The following is a 17,539-nucleotide window of genomic DNA, read 5'->3' on the forward strand; positions in this document are numbered from 1 at the left end:
TCAGCGAATGGGTGTGACTGTCCGACAATAAGCGCACCGCCACGGGACTGAAATGCGGTCCCGTGACGGTGCGCTGGGGGGATTTCCGGTGGTCAGCTCCGGGCGAAGGAGCGGGTGGTGACCAGTGCTTCGATCTTCTTGGCGATGGCGGGCGCGGTGAGCCCGATCTCCTCGAGGATCTCGCCGCGCGAGGCGTGGTCGAGGAACTCCTGCGGGATGCCGAAGTCGCGCAGCGGCACGTCCACGTCCGCGTCGCGCAGCGCCTGGGCGATCGCGGAGCCGACGCCGCCGGCCCGGCCGTTGTCCTCGACGGTGACCACCAGGCGGTGCTGGGCGGCCAGGCCCGGCAGCGCGGCGTCCACCGGCTTGACCCAGCGCGGGTCGACCACGGTGCTGGTGATGCCCTGCTCGGCGAGCAGCTCGGCGGCCTCCAGGCAGGTCGGGGCCATTGCGCCGATCGAGACGATCAGCACGTCGGCGACCTCGTCCGCGGTGCCGTCCTCGGGGCGGCGCAGCACGTCCATGCCGCCGACGGTGCCGACGGCGGGGACGGCGGGGCCGACGTTGCCCTTGGAGTAGCGGACCACGGTGGGGGCGTCGGCTACCTCGACGGCCTCGCGCAGCTGGAGCCGGACCTGCTCGGCGTCGCGCGGGGCGGCGAGCCGCAGGCCGGGGACGACCTGCAGGATCGACATGTCCCACATGCCGTTGTGCGAGGCGCCGTCGGTGCCGGTGACGCCGGCCCGGTCGAGCACGAAGGTGACGCCGAGCTTGTGCAGGGCGACGTCCATCAGGACCTGGTCGAAGGCGCGGTTCAGGAACGTCGCATAGACGGCGACCACCGGGTGCAGGCCGTTGGTGGCCAGGCCGGCGGCGCAGACGGCGGCGTGCTGCTCGGCGATGCCGACGTCGAAGATCCGGTCCGGGTAGGCCTTGGCGAACGGGGCCAGGCCGACGGGGTGCAGCATCGCGGCGGTGATGGCGACCAGGTCGCGGCGCTCGCGGCCGAGCGCGACCATCTCCTCGCCGAACACCGACGTCCAGTCCTTGCCGGAGGTCTTGACCGGCAGGCCGGTGTCGGGGTGGATCACGCCGACCGCGTGGAAGCGGTCCTCGTCGTTGTTCTCGGCGGCGTGGTAGCCGCGGCCCTTCTCGGTGATGCAGTGCACGATGACCGGGCCGCCGAAGTTGCGGGCCTTGGTGAACGCGGACTCCAGCGCCTGCAGGTCGTGGCCGTCGATCGGGCCGAGGTACTTCAGGCCGAGGTCCTCGAACATGCCCTGCGGGGCGATGAAGTCCTTCAGGCCCTTCTTGGCGCCGTGCAGGGTGTCGAACATCGCCTGGCCGACCACGGGGGTGCGCTGCAGCGCGTCCTTGCCCCAGGACAGGAAACGCTCGTAGCCCTGGGTGGTGCGCAGGGTGGCGAGGTGGTTGGCGAGGCCGCCGATGGTCGGCGAGTAGGACCGCTCGTTGTCGTTGACGACGATGACGACCGGCAGGTCCTGGCTGTCGGCGATGTTGTTCAGCGCCTCCCAGGCCATGCCGCCGGTGAGCGCGCCGTCGCCGATCACGGCGACCACGGGGCGGTCCTTGTGGCCCTGGATCTTGTTGGCCTTGGCGAGACCGTCGGCGTAGCCAAGGACGGTGGAGGCGTGCGAGTTCTCGATCACGTCGTGCTCGGACTCGGCGCGCGAGGGGTAGCCGGACAGGCCGCCCTTCATCTTCAGCCGGGAGAAGTCCTGGCGGCCGGTCAGCAGCTTGTGGACGTAGCTCTGGTGGCCGGTGTCGAACAGGATCCGGTCGCGCGGCGAGTCGAAGACCCGGTGCATCGCGAGGGTCAGCTCGACCACGCCGAGGTTCGGTCCGAGGTGACCGCCGGTCTTGGAGACCTCCTCCACCAGGAAGGCGCGGATCTCCTCGGCGAGTGCCGACATCTGCGCGGGGGTGAGTCGATCGAGATCGCGCGGTCCCCGAATACGGGTCAGCAGGGCCACCCGTTCCTCCTCGTCCAAGTTCTCGCGCCCGCATGGGCCCGGAGGGCGTACGCCCCGCTTGAGTCTAATTGCCATTACCCGTGCGTAGTGCGGCGGGCAACCCCGACCCCCTGTTCGGATGGCCGGGGCCGAAAAGCACCGAACCGCGCGACCGGCCCCGGTATAACGGGGAGGTGTGCCGGTCGCGCGGTTGCGGGTGGTGCGGGTCAGCCGCGTCCGTTGGACTTCTGGGTGCGGCGGGAGACCGAGTCCAGGACCACCGCGGCGAGCAGCACCGCGCCGGTGATCATGTACTGGATGGCCTGCTGGGCGTGGACCATGTCCAGGCCGGTGGTGATCGACTGGATGACCAGGATGCCGAGCAGCGCCGACCAGGTCTTGCCGCGGCCGCCGAACAGGCTGGTGCCGCCGATGACGGCCGCCGCGATGCAGTTCATCAGCACGTTGGCGCCACCGAGGCCCTTGTCCGCCGAACCCTGCTGGGAGGCGATGAACAGACCGCCGAAGCCGGCCAGGCCGGCCGAGATCATGTACACCGAGGTGCGCACCCAGGCGACGTTGATGCCGGCCCGGCGGGCCGCCTCGATGCCGCCGCCGACCGCGAAGATCTGCCGGCCGTAGGTGGTGCGGCGGAGCACGAAGTCGGCGATCGCGACGACGCCGACGAACAGCACCAGCGGCAGCGGGAGGCCGCGGTCCTGGTTGAACATGTAGGCGACCAGCAGCACGACCACGGCGAGCACGCCGGTGCGCAGCGCGATCTCGGCGATCGGCCGGGCCGGCAGGCCGGCGGCCGTGCGGCGGCGGGCCTCCAGCAGCTGGCCGGCGCCGAACAGCGCGATGGCGAGGATCGCGGCCAGCCAGGCCCAGATGATGTCGCCGTCGCCGAGGAAGTAGGTGTCCAGGTTGGCGATGACGCCGTCGTTGAGGTTGTTGACGGTGCCGAGGTTGCCGATGACCAGGTACTGCAGGCCGCTCCAGACGAGCATGCCGGCCAGCGTGACCAGCAGCGCGGGCACGCCGATCTTCGAGAAGAAGAAGCCGTGCAGGGCGCCCATGGCGACCGCGGCGACGATGCCGAGCAGCACCGCCAGCCACTCGTTGACGCCCTGGCGGACGGCGAGCACCGAGGAGATCGCGGCGGCGGCGCCGGCCACCGAGCCGAGCGACAGGTCGATCTCGCCGAGCAGCAGCACGAAGACCACGCCGGTGGCGATCAGGCCGGGGCCGGCGATCCACTTGGTGATGTTGGTGAGGTTGTCGGCGTTGAGGAAGGAGCCGGTCTTCCACTGGAAGATGGCGGCGATGATGATCAGGCCGACCACGACCGGCAGCGAGCCGAGCTCGCCGCCGCGGATCTTGCGGCCGAACTCCTCGACGTAACCGGCCAGGCCCTCCTTGCGGACCAGCAGGCGCGGGTCGACGGCGGGCGGGGTGGGCGTGGTGGGGGTTTCGGTGCTCACTTGGCGTCCTCCGCGATACGGGCCTGACGACGGGTCACCGCGTTGTCGGTGGCGCCGGTGATGGCGGAGATGATCTCCTCGTGCGAGGTGGTGGCCACCTCGAAGCTGCCGTTGTTGCGGCCCAGGCGGAGCACCGCGACGGTGTCCGCGACGGCCTTGACGTCGGCCATGTTGTGGCTGATCAGGATCACGCCGAGGCCGCGCTCGCGCAGCCGCTCGACCAGGTCGAGGACCTGGGCGGTCTGCTCGACGCCGAGGGCCGCGGTGGGCTCGTCCAGGATGACGATCTTCGGGTCGCCGACCAGGGCGCGGGCGATCGCGACCACCTGGCGCTGGCCGCCGGACAGGCCGGCGATCGGGATCCGGACGCTGGGGATGCGGATCGACAGGGTGTCGAGGAGTTCCCGGGCGCGCTTCTCCATGGCGACCTCGTCCAGGGTGCCGAAGCGCTTGAGCTCGCGGCCGAGGAACAGGTTGCCGACCACGTCGAGGTTGTCGCACAGGGCGAGGTCCTGGTAGACGGTGGCGATGCCGAGCGTCTGGGCGTCGTGCGGGCGGCCGATGCTGACCGGCTTGCCCTCCCACTCGATGACGCCCTCGTCGATCGGGTGGACGCCCGCGATGGTCTTGACCAGGGTGGACTTTCCTGCGCCGTTGTCGCCGACCAGGGCGACGACCTCGCCCGCGTGGACCTCCAGCTGCACGTCGGTGAGTGCCTGGACGGCACCGAAGCGCTTGGAGACCCCGCGCAACGCCAGTACGGGTGCGCCTGTCACGTGAACCATCTCCTTGAGTTCCGTGTCGGACCTGACGTTTCCGACACGGGCGACCCGCGCGCCGGTCCGGGCGCGCGGGGTGGGACTGCTCCAACAAAAAGGGCCGGCGGGAGCTTCCGGGTGGTCAGGAAGCCCCCGCCGGACGGGAATTACTGCAGGCCGGCCGCGGTGCAGGCGGCGGCGAAGTCGGCGGTGCAGATGTCCGCGACCTTGTACAGGTTGTCGGCGATCACGGTGTCCTTGATGTTCGCCTTGGTGACGACCTTGGGCTCCAGCAGGGTGGCCGGGATGCCCTTGTCGGTGTCGCTGTCGACGGTCGCGGTGGCGACGCCCTTGATGTCCTTGCCCTGGAGCAGGTTGACCGCGAGCTCGGCGGCACCCTCGGCCAGCGGCTTGTAGGCCTTGTAGATGGTGTAGGCCTGGTCGCCGGAGACCAGACGCTGGACGGCGTCCAGGCCCGCGTCCTGGCCGCCGACCGGGACGTTGATGCCCTGGGCCTTCAGCTGGGTGATGATCGCGCCGGCCATGCCGTCGTTGGCCGAGTAGACGGCCTGGAAGCCGTCCTTGCCGAGCGAGGAGATGGCGGCGCCGATCTTCTGGCCCGCGACGGTGGGCTTCCACTCGCCGCTCTGCTCGTAGACGACCTTCTTGACCTTGCCGTCCAGCACCTTGTGCGCACCGGACTTGAACTTGCCGGCGTTCGGGTCGGCGTCATCACCGTTGATCATCACGATGTTGGCGTCGGCGGCCTTGGCACCGAGGGCGTCGACCAGGGCCTGGCCCTGCAGCTCGCCGACCTTCTCGTTGTCGAAGGAGACGTACGCGGAGACCGGGCCGGTGGCCAGGCGGTCGTACGCGATGACCTTGACGCCCTTGTCGGCGGCCTCCTTCACCCAGGACTGGGTCGACTTGGCGTCGAACGCGTCCAGGATGATCACCTTCACGCCCTGGGCGATCAGGGTGTCGAACTGCTGCTTCTGCTTCGAGGCGGAACCCTCGGCGTTGCTGTACTCGACCTTGCAGTCGGAGCAGAGCGCGTGGACCTTCGCCTCGATGAACGGCTTGTCGAACGACTCGTAACGGGTCGAGGAGGCGTTCTCCGGCAGCAGCAGGCCGATCGACTTGTTGTTGCCCGAGGCCGCGCTGTCCTTCTTGTCACTGCCGGCCTTGCCACACGCGGCCATGGTGAGGGCCATCGAGACAGCGGCGGTGCCGACGACAACGCGACGCATCATTGCGTTCATGGTGGGGGGTGCCTCCCTGACAGAGCCGCAACGTTGCGGCGAGGTGGGCAGGAGTCAACCCCGTCACCAAGCTTGTCGTCAACAAGTAAAGCATCTGGCCAGGGGATTCAGACCTTTTCGTTATCTTCCTGAAGGCTCAGTCGAGATCGGACGGCCGCTCAGGAGCCGTCCGGAACCTCTCGCACCCCGTCAGAGCCCTCCCGTCTCACCCATCTCACTCATCACCAGGGCGAGCGCCCCGAGCACCTCGGCGCGGCCGCCGAGCGTCCCCGGGACCACCGACAGCTGGCGGGCGGCGCTGGGGATGGCGTACCGGGCCACCGAGTCCCGGATCGGGGAAAGCACCAGTTCACCGGCCTCGGCCAGGTCGCCGCCGAGGATCACCCGGCGGGGGTTGAGCAGGTTGCACAGGGTGGCCACGCCCATGCCGATCTGGCGGCCGGCGTCGGCGATCACCCGGCGGCAGCCCAGATCGCCCTGCTGGGCCAACTGCACCACCTTTCCGAGTGTCAGTTCGCCCGGGTGGTTGGCGTTCAAGAGGTTGAGCAGGTAACGGGAGCCCACGTAGGTCTCCAGGCAGCCGCGGTTGCCGCAGCGGCAGACCGGGCCCGCCTCGTCCAGCGTGATGTGCCCGATCTCACCCGCGGTGCCCCCCGGGCCCCGGTAGATCTGGCCGTTGATCACCAGGCCGGAGCCGACGCCGCTGGCCACCTTGATGTACGCCAGGTCGCCCAGGCCCCGCCCGGCGCCCCACACCAGCTCGCCCAGCGCGCCCAGGTTGGCGTCGTTGTCCACGTGCACCGGCATGCCCAGGCGGCGCGCCAGCTCCTGGCCGGGCGTCACCCCGGACCAGCCGGGCAGGATCGCGGTCGAGCCGAGCGCCCCGGTCTCCTGGTCGATCGGGCCGGGCACGCCCAGGCCCACGCCGATCACCTTGTCGTGCTGGAAGCCGGCCTGCTCCAGCAGCCGGGCCACCATCCGCTCGGCCAGGTCGAGGCCCTGCTGCGCGGAGACGTCCACGTCCAGCGGCTCGCTCTCCTCGGCCAGCACCCGGTGCGCCAGGTTGCCGACCGCCACCCGCAGGTGGGTGTGGCCGAAGTCGACGCCCACCACGATCCCGGCGTCCCCGCTCAGCGAGACGCTGCGCGCCCGGCGCCCGCCCGAGGAGGTGTCGGCGACCACCACGGTGCCGGACTCCTTGAGCTCCCGGACGATGTTGGACACCGTCGCGGCCGACAGCCCCGTACCCCGGGCGATCTCGGCCTGGGTCAGCGATCCGGCCATCCGCACCGCCCGCAGCACCCGTTCGAGATTCGCCCGGTGCAGCGAGGACTGCGATCCCGGTGTGTCCGTCGACATGTTCCACCCTCCAGGGCGCACTTCGTTCGTCCAAAGTTCAGCTTCAACTTGTGAACTCTATGCTCCGGTACAGATCGGAGGGGCCGTCAAGTACGAACACGGATCGTTACGCACGTGGGAGGATGCCGGTAACCGAGCCCTGACGAAGGAGTCCTGCGAGTGCCTGGCACCAACTTGACCCGTGAGGAGGCCCGCACCCGGGCCGCACTCCTGCATGTGGAGTCGTACGACATCGAGCTCGACCTGAGCTCGGCGCGCGAGGGCGGCACCTTCCGGTCCACCACCGTGGTCCGGTTCACCGCCACCGAAACCGGCGCTTCCACCTTCATCGACCTGGTCGCCCCCGCCGTCTCGGAGATCGTCCTCAACGGCCGCGCGCTGCCGCTGGAGAACTTCTCCGACAGCAGGATCGCGCTGCCCGACCTGGCCACCGCGAACGAGCTGCGGGTGGTCGCCGACTGCGCCTACACCAACACCGGCGAGGGCCTGCACCGGTTCGTCGACCCGGCGGACGGCGAGACCTACCTCTACACCCAGTTCGAGGTCCCGGACGCCCGCCGGGTGTTCGCCAACTTCGAGCAGCCCGACCTGAAGGCCGCCTTCGCCTTCACCGTCACCGCCCCCACCGGCTGGGTCGTGGTCTCCAACTCGCCGACCCCCGAGCCCACCGGCGACGGCGACACCCGGGTGTGGACCTTCGAGCCCACCCCGCGCATCTCCACCTACATCACCGCGCTGGTGGCCGGCCCCTACGTCGGCGTGTTCGACGCCTACGAGAACGGCGCGCAGCGCGTGCCGCTCGGCGTCTACTGCCGCCCCTCGCTGCGCGAGTTCCTCGACGCCGACGCCATCTTCGCCGTCACCAAGCAGGGCTTCGACTACTTCCAGGACAAGTTCGACTTCGCCTACCCGTTCGCGAAGTACGACCAGCTGTTCGTCCCGGAGTTCAACGCCGGCGCGATGGAGAACGCGGGCGCCGTCACCCTCCGCGACCAGTACGTGTTCCGCTCCAAGGTCACCGACGCCTCCTACGAGATGCGCGCCGCGACCATCCTGCACGAGCTCGCCCACATGTGGTTCGGCGACCTCGTCACCATGGAGTGGTGGAACGACCTGTGGCTGAACGAGTCGTTCGCCACCTTCGCCGAGGTGGTCTGCCAGGCCGAGGCGCCCGGCTCCAAGTGGCCGCACTCCTGGACCACCTTCGCCAACCAGATGAAGACCTGGGCGTACCGGCAGGACCAGCTGCCGTCCACCCACCCGATCATGGCGGAGATCAACGACCTGGAGGACGTCCAGGTCAACTTCGACGGCATCACCTACGCCAAGGGCGCCTCGGTGCTCAAGCAGCTGGTGGCGTACGTCGGCCAGGACGCCTTCTTCCAGGGCGTGCGCGCCTACTTCAAGCGCCACGCCTGGGGCAACACCCGCCTCACCGACCTGCTCGGCGCCCTCGAGGAGGCCAGCGGCCGCGACCTTCGCGTCTGGTCCAAGGCCTGGCTGGAGACCGCCGGCATCAACGTGCTGCGCCCGGCCCTCGAGGTCGCCGCGGACGGCACCATCGAGTCCTTCGCCGTCCTGCAGGAGGCCCCCGCGCTGCCCGCCGGCGCCCGCGGCGAGGCCGTGCTGCGCCCGCACCGCATCGCCATCGGCCTGTACGAACTGGTCGACGGCAAGCTGGAGCGCGCCGAGCGGATCGAGCTCGACGTCGACGGCGAGCGCACCGAGGTCCCGCAGCTCACCGGCCGCCGGCGGCCCGCCGTGCTGCTGCTCAACGACGACGACCTGTCCTACGCGAAGGTCCGCCTCGACGCCGACTCGCTGGCCGTCGTCACCGAGCACCTCGGCGACTTCACCGACTCGCTCCCCCGCGCGCTGTGCTGGGCCTCCGCCTGGGACATGACCCGCGACGGCGAACTCGCCACCCGCGACTACCTGTCGCTGGCGCTGGCCGGCCTGCCCCGCGAGAGCGACATCGGCGTGGTCCAGTCCGTGCACCGCCAGGTCAAGCTCGCCCTCGAGCTGTACGCCGACCCGGCGTGGCGCGAGAGCGGCCTGCAGCGCTGGGCCGCCGCCGCCGAGACGGCGCTGCGCGAGGCCCCCGCCGGCAGCGACCACCAGCTCGCCTGGGCCCGCGCGCTCGCCGGCTCCGCCCGCACGGACGGTCAGCTCGCGCTGCTCGCCGGGCTGCTGGACGGCACCGAGACCGTCGAGGGCCTGGCCGTCGACACCGAGCTGCGCTGGACGCTGCTCGGCCGCCTGGTCGCCACCGGCCGCGCCGACGAGGCCGCGATCGACGCGGAACTCGCCCGCGACAACACCTCCTCCGGCCAGGAGCACGCCGCCACCTGCCGGGCGGCCCGCCCGACCGCCGAGGCCAAGGCCGAGGCGTGGGAGTCCGTGGTGGAGTCCGACACCCTGACCAACTACGTGCAGGAGGCCGTCATCGCCGGCTTCCAGCAGCCCGACCAGCGGGACCTGCTCACGCCGTACACCGAGAAGTACTTCGCCTCGGTCAAGCAGGTGTGGGAGACCCGCAGCCACGAGATCTCGCAGCAGATCATCGGCGGCCTGTACCCCTCGTACGCGGTCTCGCAGGCCACCCTGGACGCGACCGACGCGTGGCTGGCCTCGGCCGAGCCGGCGCCGGCGCTGCGGCGCCAGGTCGTCGAGGCGCGGGCCGGTGTGGAGCGGGCGCTGAAGGCTCAGGCGGCGGATCGCTGACACGAGGTCATGACGGGGCCCGGGGGACGTGTTCTCCCGGGCCTCCGGCGTGTTCGGGGTTGCTGCTGCCGCGCGGCAAGCGCCGGCCGGTCCGGGAGGGCGCGGTCACGTGCAGGTCATTGTCCGGCGTCGCGATCTTGCTGACGGGTGCGTTCCCCTCCGCGCAGTTCCCCGCGCCCCTGCTTGCTCGCCTGCGCGAGGGGCAGGGTGATGCGGAAGGTGGTTGCCCCGGGTTCGCTGTGCACGGTAGCCGTGCCGGCGTGGGCTTGGACGACGGCTTGGACGATGGCGAGGCCGAGGCCGGTGGAGCCGGTGCGGCGGGAGCGGGTGGGGTCGCCGCGGACGAAGCGGTCGAAGACGTGCGGGAGGAGTTCGGGCGGGATGCCGGGGCCGTTGTCGGTGACGGTGAGGGTCGCGTCGGTGGGGGTGGCCGAGAGGTGGAGGGTGACCTCGGTGCTGTCGGGGGTGTGGGTGCGGGCGTTGGCCAGCAGGTTCGCCACCACTTGGGTGAGGCGGTGGGGGTCGCCGGGGACGGTGACGGGTTCGGCGGGCAGTTCGAGCAGCCAGCGGTGCTGTGGGGCTGCGGCCCGGGCGTCGGCGGTGCAGTCCAGGGCGATCCGGGTGAGGTCGACGTCCTCGACGGCGAGCGGGCGGCCGGCGTCGAGGCGGGCGAGCAGCAGCAGGTCCTCGACGACGGTGCCCATGCGCTGCGACTCGGCGGTGATCCGTTCCAGTGAGTGCCGGACCGGCTCGGGCACCGGTCCTGGGTGCCGGAGCGCGAGTTCGGCGTGGCCGCGGACGGCTGCCACCGGGTTGCGCAGTTCGTGGCTGGCGTCGGCGGCGAAGGCGCGCAGCCGTTCCTCGACCTGCTGACGGCGGGTCAGTGCGTCCCCGATGTGGCCGAGCATCCGGTTGAGTGCGGTGCCGACCCGGCCGACCTCGGTGCCGGGGTCGTCGTCGGGGACGCGTTCGCCGAGGTCGACCGCGCCGCTGGCCAGCGGGAGGGCGGAGACGCGTTCGGCGGTGGCCACCACGCGTTCCAGCGGGCGCAGCGCGAGTCGGACACCGATGGTGCCGGTGACCGCGGCGACCGCGAGGGCGACGGCGAACACCACGAGTTCGATCATCAGCAGGCGCTGGACGGTCTCGTCGATGGGGTGCAGTGGCAGGCCGGTGATCAGTACGTCCCCGTCGGAGCCGGTGACGGCGGCGGCCCGGTAGTGGCCGAGGGCGGAGAGTGTGAGGTCGCGCGGGTGGCCGCCGGCCGGGAGTGCGCGCAGGGCGCGGACGTCCTGGTCGGTGAGCGGGACGGGGGCGTCGCTGCCGCCGCTTCCGGCGATCGGGACGGGGTCGTCGTCGCCGGGCGGGATGCCGCCGACCACGGCGGCGTGGGTGACGGTGCCGTTCACCAGGCGGGCGCCGAAGGTGCCGGGCGACTGGGCGCGGGTGTCGTGGCCATTCACGCCGGGGTGTTCGAGGCTGGCGGCGTAGCGTCCGCCGGCGGCGGCCAGTTGCTGGTCGGTCCGGTCGACCAGGAAGTGCCGCAGCGCCGAGGTGGTGGCGAAGCCGACGCCGACGCAGATCAGCGCGATCAGTACCAGGACGCCCGCGACCAGCCGCGCCCGTAGCGTGCGGGGCCGTCCGGCGGCCGTCATCCGGTGGCCGCCTTGAGTACGTAGCCGGCGCCGCGCACGGTGTGGATCATCGGTGGCCGGCCGGCGTCGATCTTGCGGCGCAGGTAACTGATGTACAGCTCCACCACGTGGGCCTGCCCGCCGAAGTCGTAGGACCAGACGGCGTCCAGGATCTGTGCCTTGCTGAGCACCTGCCGCGGGTGCTCCATCAGGTAGCGCAGCAGGGCGAATTCGGTGGGGCTGAGGTCGATGAGTTCGCCGCCGCGGCTGGTCTCCCGGACTGCCGGGTCGAGGTGCAGGTCGCCGACGGTGAGGGTGCCGGGGGCGGCCGGTCCGGCGGGGGCGGCGCGGCGCAGCAGGCCGCGCAGCCGGGCCACGACCTCTTCCAGGCTGAACGGTTTGGTGACGTAGTCGTCGCCGCCGGCCGAGATGCCGGCGATCCGGTCCTCGACGGCGTCCCGGGCGGTCAGGAACAGCACCCGTACCTCGGGGTCGGTGCGGTGCACCCGGCGGAGCACTTCGAGCCCGTCGAAGTCGGGCAGCATGACGTCCAGCACGATGGCGTGCGGGTGCCATTCGGCGGCGGTGGTGACGGCGTCGTGGCCGCCGGTGACGCCGCGGGCCTGCCAGCCTTCGTAGCGCAGGGCGCCGCAGATCACCTCGACCAGGTCGGGTTCGTCGTCCACCACCAGGACCCGCCATGGGGTTTCCGCGTGCTGCATGGATCCATTCTGGCGTTCCGGCATGAGAAAGCGGTGAGATCATCCGACCGCTTCGCGTAGAGTGCGGGCCCGGCGACCTGCGCGAACGCCCCGGGGAGGGCCTGGGGGCGGCGCCCTTTCATAGGGAACTGAGAGCTTCCGGTGCCACGGTGGCAGAGCACCACCGAAGGAGGGCCCGTTGACCGTACTGACCAGCCCGACCCGCGCCGCCCGCCGCGCCGCCCCGCGCCAGGGCCTCCCCCCCGACGCCGTCCGGCACGGCGCGCTCGCCCTGATCGCGCTCGGCGCCCTCGCCGTGCTCGCCCTGTGGTGGATCGACACCCCGCGAATACCCGGCGCCGCGGACTGGCTCACCGGCACCGCCCGGATCACCGGCCTGCTGGCCGGCTACGCCGCGCCCGTCCTGCTGCTGCTGATGGCGCGCATTCCGCTGCTCGAACGCGAGGTCGGCGCCGACCGGATGGCCCGCTGGCACGCCTTCGGCGGCCGGTACCTGGTGTCGCTGATCACCGTGCACGTGCTGACCGTCATCTGGGGCTACGCGCTGACCAGCGGCCAGGGCCTGTGGAACCAGGGCGTGGAGATCGTCCTGCACTTCCCCGACATGCTGAAGGCCACCGCCGCCACCCTGCTGATCCTCGGCACCGGCGCGGTCTCCGCCCGGGCCGCCCGCCGCCGGCTCAGCTACGAGGCCTGGTACTACCTGCACCTGGCCACCTACCTGGCCGTCGCACTCGGCTTCGGCCACCAGCTCACCACCGGCGCCGACCTGGCCGACAACAAGGCCAAGGCCCTCTGGTACCTGCTGTACCTCGGCACCGCCGCCGTCCTCGGCTGGTACCGGCTGCTGCGGCCGTTCCTGCGCGACCGCCGGCACCGGCTGCGGGTCGCCGAGGTCCGGCCCGAGGGGCCCGGCGTGGTCTCGGTCTTCCTGACCGGCCGGCACCTGGACGAGCTGCGCGCCGAGCCCGGCCAGTTCTTCCGCCTCCAGTTCCTCACTCCCGAGCTGCGCTGGGCCGCCAACCCCTACTCGCTGTCCGCTCCCCCGCACCCGCACTTCCTGCGCTTCACCGTCAAGGGCCTTGGCAAGCACAGCGCCGCCGTCGCCGGCCTCTCCCCCGGCACCGCCGTCCGGGCGGAGGGCCCGTACGGGGCGTTCACCGCGCGGCGCCGCCACGGCGGGCCGGTGCTGCTGCTCGGCGCGGGCGTCGGCATCACCCCGCTGAGGGCGCTCTTCGAGACGCTGCCCGGGCGGCTGACGCTCGTCCAGCGGGCCCGGCACCCCCAGGACCTGCTGTTCCGCCACGAGCTGGCGGCCGTCGCCGCCGGGGGCCGGGGCAAGCGGGTGCACGAGCTGCTCGGTAGCCGCGAGCAGGTCGGCGACCTTGGTGCGGCGCTGCACCGGCTGGTGCCGGACCTCGGCCGCCACGAGGTCTACCTGTGCGGGCCGGAGGCGTTCACCGCCGAGGCGGTCCGCGCGCTGCGCGCCGCCGGGGTCCGGCCGTCCCGCATCCACCACGAGTCCTTCGTCTTCTAGGAGCCCCCACCGCCATGCGCCGAGCCGTCATCACCGCCTCCGCGACCGCCGCCGGGGTCGTCCTGCTGCTCTCCCTGAAGCCGCACGACCCGTCCGGCGCGGCCGCCATCTCCTCCTCCCCCGTGGCCGGGGGCACGGGGAGCACCAGCAGCCAGGCCTCGTCCCCGATATCCCCGTCGTCCCCGTCGTCTCCGTCGTCCCCGTCTTCCGCGTCGTCCTCGCCCGGTACCGGCGGTGCCACCCGGACCGTCACCGGCAGCGCCATCAACACCCGGTACGGGCCGGTGCAGGTCCGGGTCACCATGAACGGCAGCGCGATCGGCAAGATCGACGTGATCCAGTACCCCAACCGGGACCGCCGCGACCAGGAGATCAACAGCTTCGCCGTCCCGCAGCTCAACCAGGAGGCGATGGCCGCGCAGAACGCGCACATCGACGTGGTCTCCGGCGCCACCTACACCAGCGACGGCTACACCCGCTCCCTGCAGAGCGCCCTGGACCAGGCGGCGAAGAAGTGACCGCCACCCACGTCGAGCACGTGATGGGGACGGTCTTCTCCTTCACCGTCCGCGACCCCGGCGCCGGGACCGCCGACGCCCTCGCCCGGATCGTCACCCGCCTGCACTGGATCGACGCGGTGTTCTCGCCGTACCGGCCGGAGAGCGAGATCAGCCGGCTCGGCCGCGGCGAACTCGCGCTCGCCGACTGCGACCCCGAGGTCGCCCGGGTGCTGGAGCGCTGCGCGGAACTCGCCGCCGAGACCGACGGCTACTTCACCGCGACGCCCGGCGGACACCTCGACCCGAGCGGCTGGGTCAAGGGCTGGGCCGTCGAGGAGGCCTCCCGTACCCTGCGCGAGTCGGGCTCCGACCAGCACTGCGTCAGCGGCGGCGGCGATGTGCAGACCGCCGGCGGCCCCTGGCGCATCGGCATCGCCGACCCGCACCGCCCCGGCGCGGTGGCCCGCGTGGTCACCGGCCACGACCTGGCCGTCGCCACCTCCGGCACGGCCGAGCGCGGCCCGCACATCGTCGACCCGCACACCGGCCGTCCCGCGACGTCCTACGCCTCGCTCACCCTGGTCGGCGACCGCCTCGCGCACCTGGACGCCCTCGCCACCGCGGCCTTCGCGATGCCGCACGCCCTCGAGTGGCTCACCGCGAGGGGCGTGCCCGCGCTGCTGATCCACCCGGACGGACGGCAGGAGGAGACCCCCGGCCTGCCGTGACCGCCGGGGTGGACGGTGACGGCGTGTCAGGGCGCGGTCTGCGCGGCGAGCGCCTGCCGGTGCTCGGCCCGTGCGCGTCCGGCCCGGGTCCGGGTACGACGGAACGCCCGGTGCTCCGAGGAGCGCCGGGCGTCCGGTGTTCCGTCCCGGGGGCGCTGGGCCCCGCCGTTCCGCGCACCCGGGGGGTGTGCGCAGCGGCCTGACGCGGGATTACTTCTTCTTGCCCGGGATCATGCAGAGGCCCGCGATCACCAGGAAGGAGACGATCGGGAGGGCGACAAACAGGCCCAGGGTCTGGCCGACGCTCAGGCCGGCGCCCGGGTCGTCGCCGTCGTCGCGTACGAGCGCCATGGCGGGCGACGACATCAGCATCATCAGCGTGGCCGCCGCGGTGACCGCACCGGCGCGCATTGCGTTCCTCTTGTCCACGTTTCACAACTTACCGGCCCCCTACACCGGGTCGCCCGGCGGGGTGCGCCTGTCGGCGTGTCCCGCCGCCGGAGCGACGGACGGAACGCCGGACGGAACGCCTGGTGGGGCGCCGAGCGGGGTGAGGGTGGCGGCGATGGCGGCGGTGCCCGGGGCGGTGGCGATCCGGTCGAGGGTGCGGGGCGTTCCGGTGGCGTCGGCGACGGGGAGCCGCCAGTTGGGGTACTGGTCCCAGGTGCCGGGGAGGTTCTGCGGGCGGGGGTCGCCGACGGTGTCGGGCAGCCAGACGCCGACCAGCCGGGCGGGGGTGGCGCGCAGGTAGGCGTGGAGCGCCTCGGGGGTGACGGGTGCGCCGTCGGCGAGCAGGCCGAGGCGGACGAGTTCGCGCTGCCAGTCGGCGAGTTCGGTGGCGGCGGCGTGCTGTTCCTCGGCCAGCGGGCGGGCCAGCAGGCCGAGTTGGTGACGCAGTGCGACGTGGTCGCCGGTGAGCCGGGCGGCGGTGCTGGGCAGGTCGTGGGTGGTGAGGGTGGCGAGGCAGCCGGCCCGCCAGCGTTCCGGGGGCAGGACCGCGCCGCCCGCGTGCCAGTCGCGTTCGAACCAGAGCACGGAGGTGCCGAGCACGCCGTGTTCGGCGAGCCGTTCGCGGACGCCGGGTTCGACGGTGCCGAGGTCCTCGCCGATGACGGCGGTGCCGGCCCGGTGGGCTTCCAGGGCGAGGACGGCGAGCATCGCCTCGGCGTCGTAGCGGACGTAGGTGCCTTCGGTGGGCCGGGCGCCGACGGGTACCCACCAGAGCCGGAACAGGCCCATCACGTGGTCGATCCGGATCGCGCCGGCGTGCCGGGCGGCGGCGCGCAGCAGTTCGGCGAACGGGCCGTAGCCGGTTTCGGCGAGGGTGTCGGGGCGCCAGGGCGGCAGGCCCCAGTCCTGGCCGTGGGCGTTGAAGGCGTCGGGCGGGGCGCCGGTGGAGATGCCGGTGGCGAGGACGTCCTGCAGGGCCCAGGCGTCGGCGCCGTCGGGGTGGACGCCGACGGCGAGGTCGTGGATCAGGCCGATCGGCATGCCGGCGTCGGTGGCGGCGCGCTGGGCGGCGCGCAGTTGTTCGTCGACCAGCCAGGCCTGCCAGCGGTGGAACTCGACGCGGTCGGTCAACGCGGCTTTCTCGGCGGCGACTTGGGGGTTGGACGGGTGGCGCAGCCCCTTCGGCCAGGAGTGCCAGGCCGCGCCGTGCACCTCTGCCAGCGCGTTCCACACCGCGTACCGTTCCAGCCACTCGCCCTCGCGGCGGACGAACGCCCGGTACGCGGCGTCCCGGCCGACGCCGCGCGGCACGGTGTGCAGCAGTTCCAGCGCCTGCTGCTTGAGCGCCCGGACCGAGTCGCGGTCGATGAGCGCGTCGTGTTCGAGCACTTCCTCGCGCAGCAGCCGGGCGCGGCGGGCCAGGTCGCGGACCCCGTCGTGGCGGGTGTACTCGGGGATCGCCTCGATCCGCAGGTGCACGGGGTCGGCGAAGCGGCGGGAGGACGGGCGGTACGGGGACGGGTCGGAGGGGACGCCGGGCATGCCCGCGTGCAGCGGGTTGATCTGCAGGAAGCCGGCGCCGAGTTCGGCGCCCGCCCACTGGGCGAGGTCGGCGAGGTCGGTGAGGTCGCCCATGCCCCAGGACTGGTCGCTGAGCACCGAGTACAGCTGCGCGAGGAAGCCCCAACTACGCTGCCGCGGTTCGGGGATGCGCGCCGGGGCGACGATCAGCGCGGCGCGGCCCGCCCGTTCACCGGCTGTCACGTGCAAGACGTGCCGGCCGAGCGGGACGTCCTCCGGGAGCCACCAGGAGTGGTCGTGCGTCAACTCCCAGGAGCCGCCGCCCTCCAGCTCGACCCGCACCCCGGCGTCGGCCGGCAGGTCGAGCGCGGTGCGCCGGTCCTGCCAGGCGACCACGGTGGGGGGCAGCAGCCGCTGGGCCTGTTCGGCGCGGTGGCGTTCCAGTGCGGCGGCGGCCAGTTCGGGCGTTCCGGCGTCCACGCCGAGGGCGGCGAGCACCGTGGTGAGGGTGCGCGGCGCGACCTGGACCGGCCCGGCGCCGGCGTCGTAGCTGGTGTCCACCCCGTGCGCGTGGGCCAGTGCCAGCAGTTCCGGTGGTGCGGGCGGGTTGTCCTCCGCCGGCACCTGATCGGTTCCCAGCTGCTCTCGGTCAAGGTATGCGGCCACCCAGCGCACTCCGTCCTCGGGCTCCCGAACGCGACAGGCACAGTCCTACCCGCGCGCCCGTCCGCCGACCCCGACCGACACGGCGGCCCGTCGGCACCGGACGGGTGAACGTTCCGGCGGCGGGTTGCCGCGAGCGACGGCGATAGCACTGTAATACCGGGCGATAACGGACATAGCTGCCACGGGCGTTGACAGGGACGCGGAGAGCTGATGGGCTGGTC

Annotated in this window: 13 protein-coding genes; 4 read left to right on the forward strand and 9 right to left on the reverse strand. The window is 72.3% G+C overall.

The genetic code is table 11. The annotated features are described in order from the left end of the window. Window positions 1-92 precede the first annotated feature (92 nt). The 5 genes from dxs to ACFYS8_RS29305 form a co-directional block, all read right to left on the reverse strand. Entirely contained in the window at window positions 93-1,994 is a 1,902-nt protein-coding gene (dxs, locus tag ACFYS8_RS29285) for a 1-deoxy-D-xylulose-5-phosphate synthase (RefSeq protein ID WP_387646516.1), read from the reverse strand. Window positions 1,995-2,200: 206 nt separating this feature from the next. Next, complete coding sequence (locus tag ACFYS8_RS29290) at window positions 2,201-3,457, reverse strand: sugar ABC transporter permease (RefSeq protein ID WP_387646518.1); 1,257 nt, start codon at window positions 3,455-3,457, stop codon at window positions 2,201-2,203. Beyond that, a complete protein-coding gene (locus ACFYS8_RS29295) occupies window positions 3,454-4,242 on the reverse strand; it encodes an ATP-binding cassette domain-containing protein (RefSeq protein WP_380476953.1) in 789 nt (262 codons plus the stop codon). Before ACFYS8_RS29295 ends, ACFYS8_RS29290 begins: the two co-directional genes overlap by 4 nt. Window positions 4,243-4,382: 140 nt before the next feature. Then, window positions 4,383-5,477: a sugar ABC transporter substrate-binding protein gene (locus ACFYS8_RS29300; protein ID WP_387646521.1), complete on the reverse strand. Its 1,095-nt coding sequence runs from the start codon at window positions 5,475-5,477 to the stop codon at window positions 4,383-4,385. A gap of 189 nt (window positions 5,478-5,666) precedes the next feature. Beyond that, a complete protein-coding gene (locus ACFYS8_RS29305) occupies window positions 5,667-6,836 on the reverse strand; it encodes an ROK family protein (RefSeq protein WP_387646524.1) in 1,170 nt (389 codons plus the stop codon). 159 nt (window positions 6,837-6,995) lie between these two features. Here ACFYS8_RS29305 and pepN point away from each other — a divergent pair, with 159 nt between their 5' ends. Beyond that, entirely contained in the window at window positions 6,996-9,560 is a 2,565-nt protein-coding gene (gene pepN, locus ACFYS8_RS29310) for an aminopeptidase N (protein WP_387646526.1), read from the forward strand. A 116-nt stretch (window positions 9,561-9,676) separates the two neighbouring features. Here pepN and ACFYS8_RS29315 read toward each other — a convergent pair whose 3' ends face one another. Then, window positions 9,677-11,215, reverse strand: coding sequence for a sensor histidine kinase (locus ACFYS8_RS29315; RefSeq protein ID WP_387646528.1), 1,539 nt, complete (start codon window positions 11,213-11,215; stop codon window positions 9,677-9,679). Next, window positions 11,212-11,916, reverse strand: a complete 705-nt coding sequence (locus ACFYS8_RS29320; RefSeq protein WP_387646530.1) for a response regulator transcription factor — start codon at window positions 11,914-11,916, stop codon at window positions 11,212-11,214. The genes ACFYS8_RS29315 and ACFYS8_RS29320 overlap by 4 nt, the downstream gene beginning before the upstream one ends. Window positions 11,917-12,094: 178 nt before the next feature. Here ACFYS8_RS29320 and ACFYS8_RS29325 point away from each other — a divergent pair, with 178 nt between their 5' ends. The 3 genes from ACFYS8_RS29325 to ACFYS8_RS29335 are packed head-to-tail and all read left to right on the forward strand — an operon-like array spanning window position 12,095 to window position 14,681. Next, window positions 12,095-13,453 carry a ferric reductase-like transmembrane domain-containing protein gene (locus ACFYS8_RS29325; protein ID WP_387646533.1) on the forward strand — a complete coding sequence of 453 codons (1,359 nt, stop codon included), beginning with the start codon at window positions 12,095-12,097 and terminating at the stop codon, window positions 13,451-13,453. 14 nt (window positions 13,454-13,467) lie between these two features. Further along, window positions 13,468-13,971 carry an FMN-binding protein gene (locus ACFYS8_RS29330; RefSeq protein ID WP_387646536.1) on the forward strand — a complete coding sequence of 168 codons (504 nt, stop codon included), beginning with the start codon at window positions 13,468-13,470 and terminating at the stop codon, window positions 13,969-13,971. Between the two features lie 23 nt (window positions 13,972-13,994). Further along, window positions 13,995-14,681 (forward strand): FAD:protein FMN transferase, encoded by a 687-nt coding sequence (locus tag ACFYS8_RS29335; protein ID WP_387646677.1) that lies wholly within the window; start codon window positions 13,995-13,997, stop codon window positions 14,679-14,681. A gap of 210 nt (window positions 14,682-14,891) precedes the next feature. On the opposite strand, the gene psbW is transcribed toward ACFYS8_RS29335, so the two are convergent. After that, window positions 14,892-15,110 (reverse strand): photosystem II reaction center protein PsbW, encoded by a 219-nt coding sequence (gene psbW / locus ACFYS8_RS29340; protein WP_387646538.1) that lies wholly within the window; start codon window positions 15,108-15,110, stop codon window positions 14,892-14,894. 21 nt (window positions 15,111-15,131) lie between these two features. After that, window positions 15,132-17,276 carry a 4-alpha-glucanotransferase gene (malQ, locus tag ACFYS8_RS29345; protein ID WP_387646679.1) on the reverse strand — a complete coding sequence of 715 codons (2,145 nt, stop codon included), beginning with the start codon at window positions 17,274-17,276 and terminating at the stop codon, window positions 15,132-15,134. Window positions 17,277-17,539 lie beyond the last annotated feature (263 nt).

Source organism: Kitasatospora sp. NPDC004615 (assembly GCF_042873545.1).
GTDB lineage: Bacteria > Actinomycetota > Actinomycetes > Streptomycetales > Streptomycetaceae > Kitasatospora.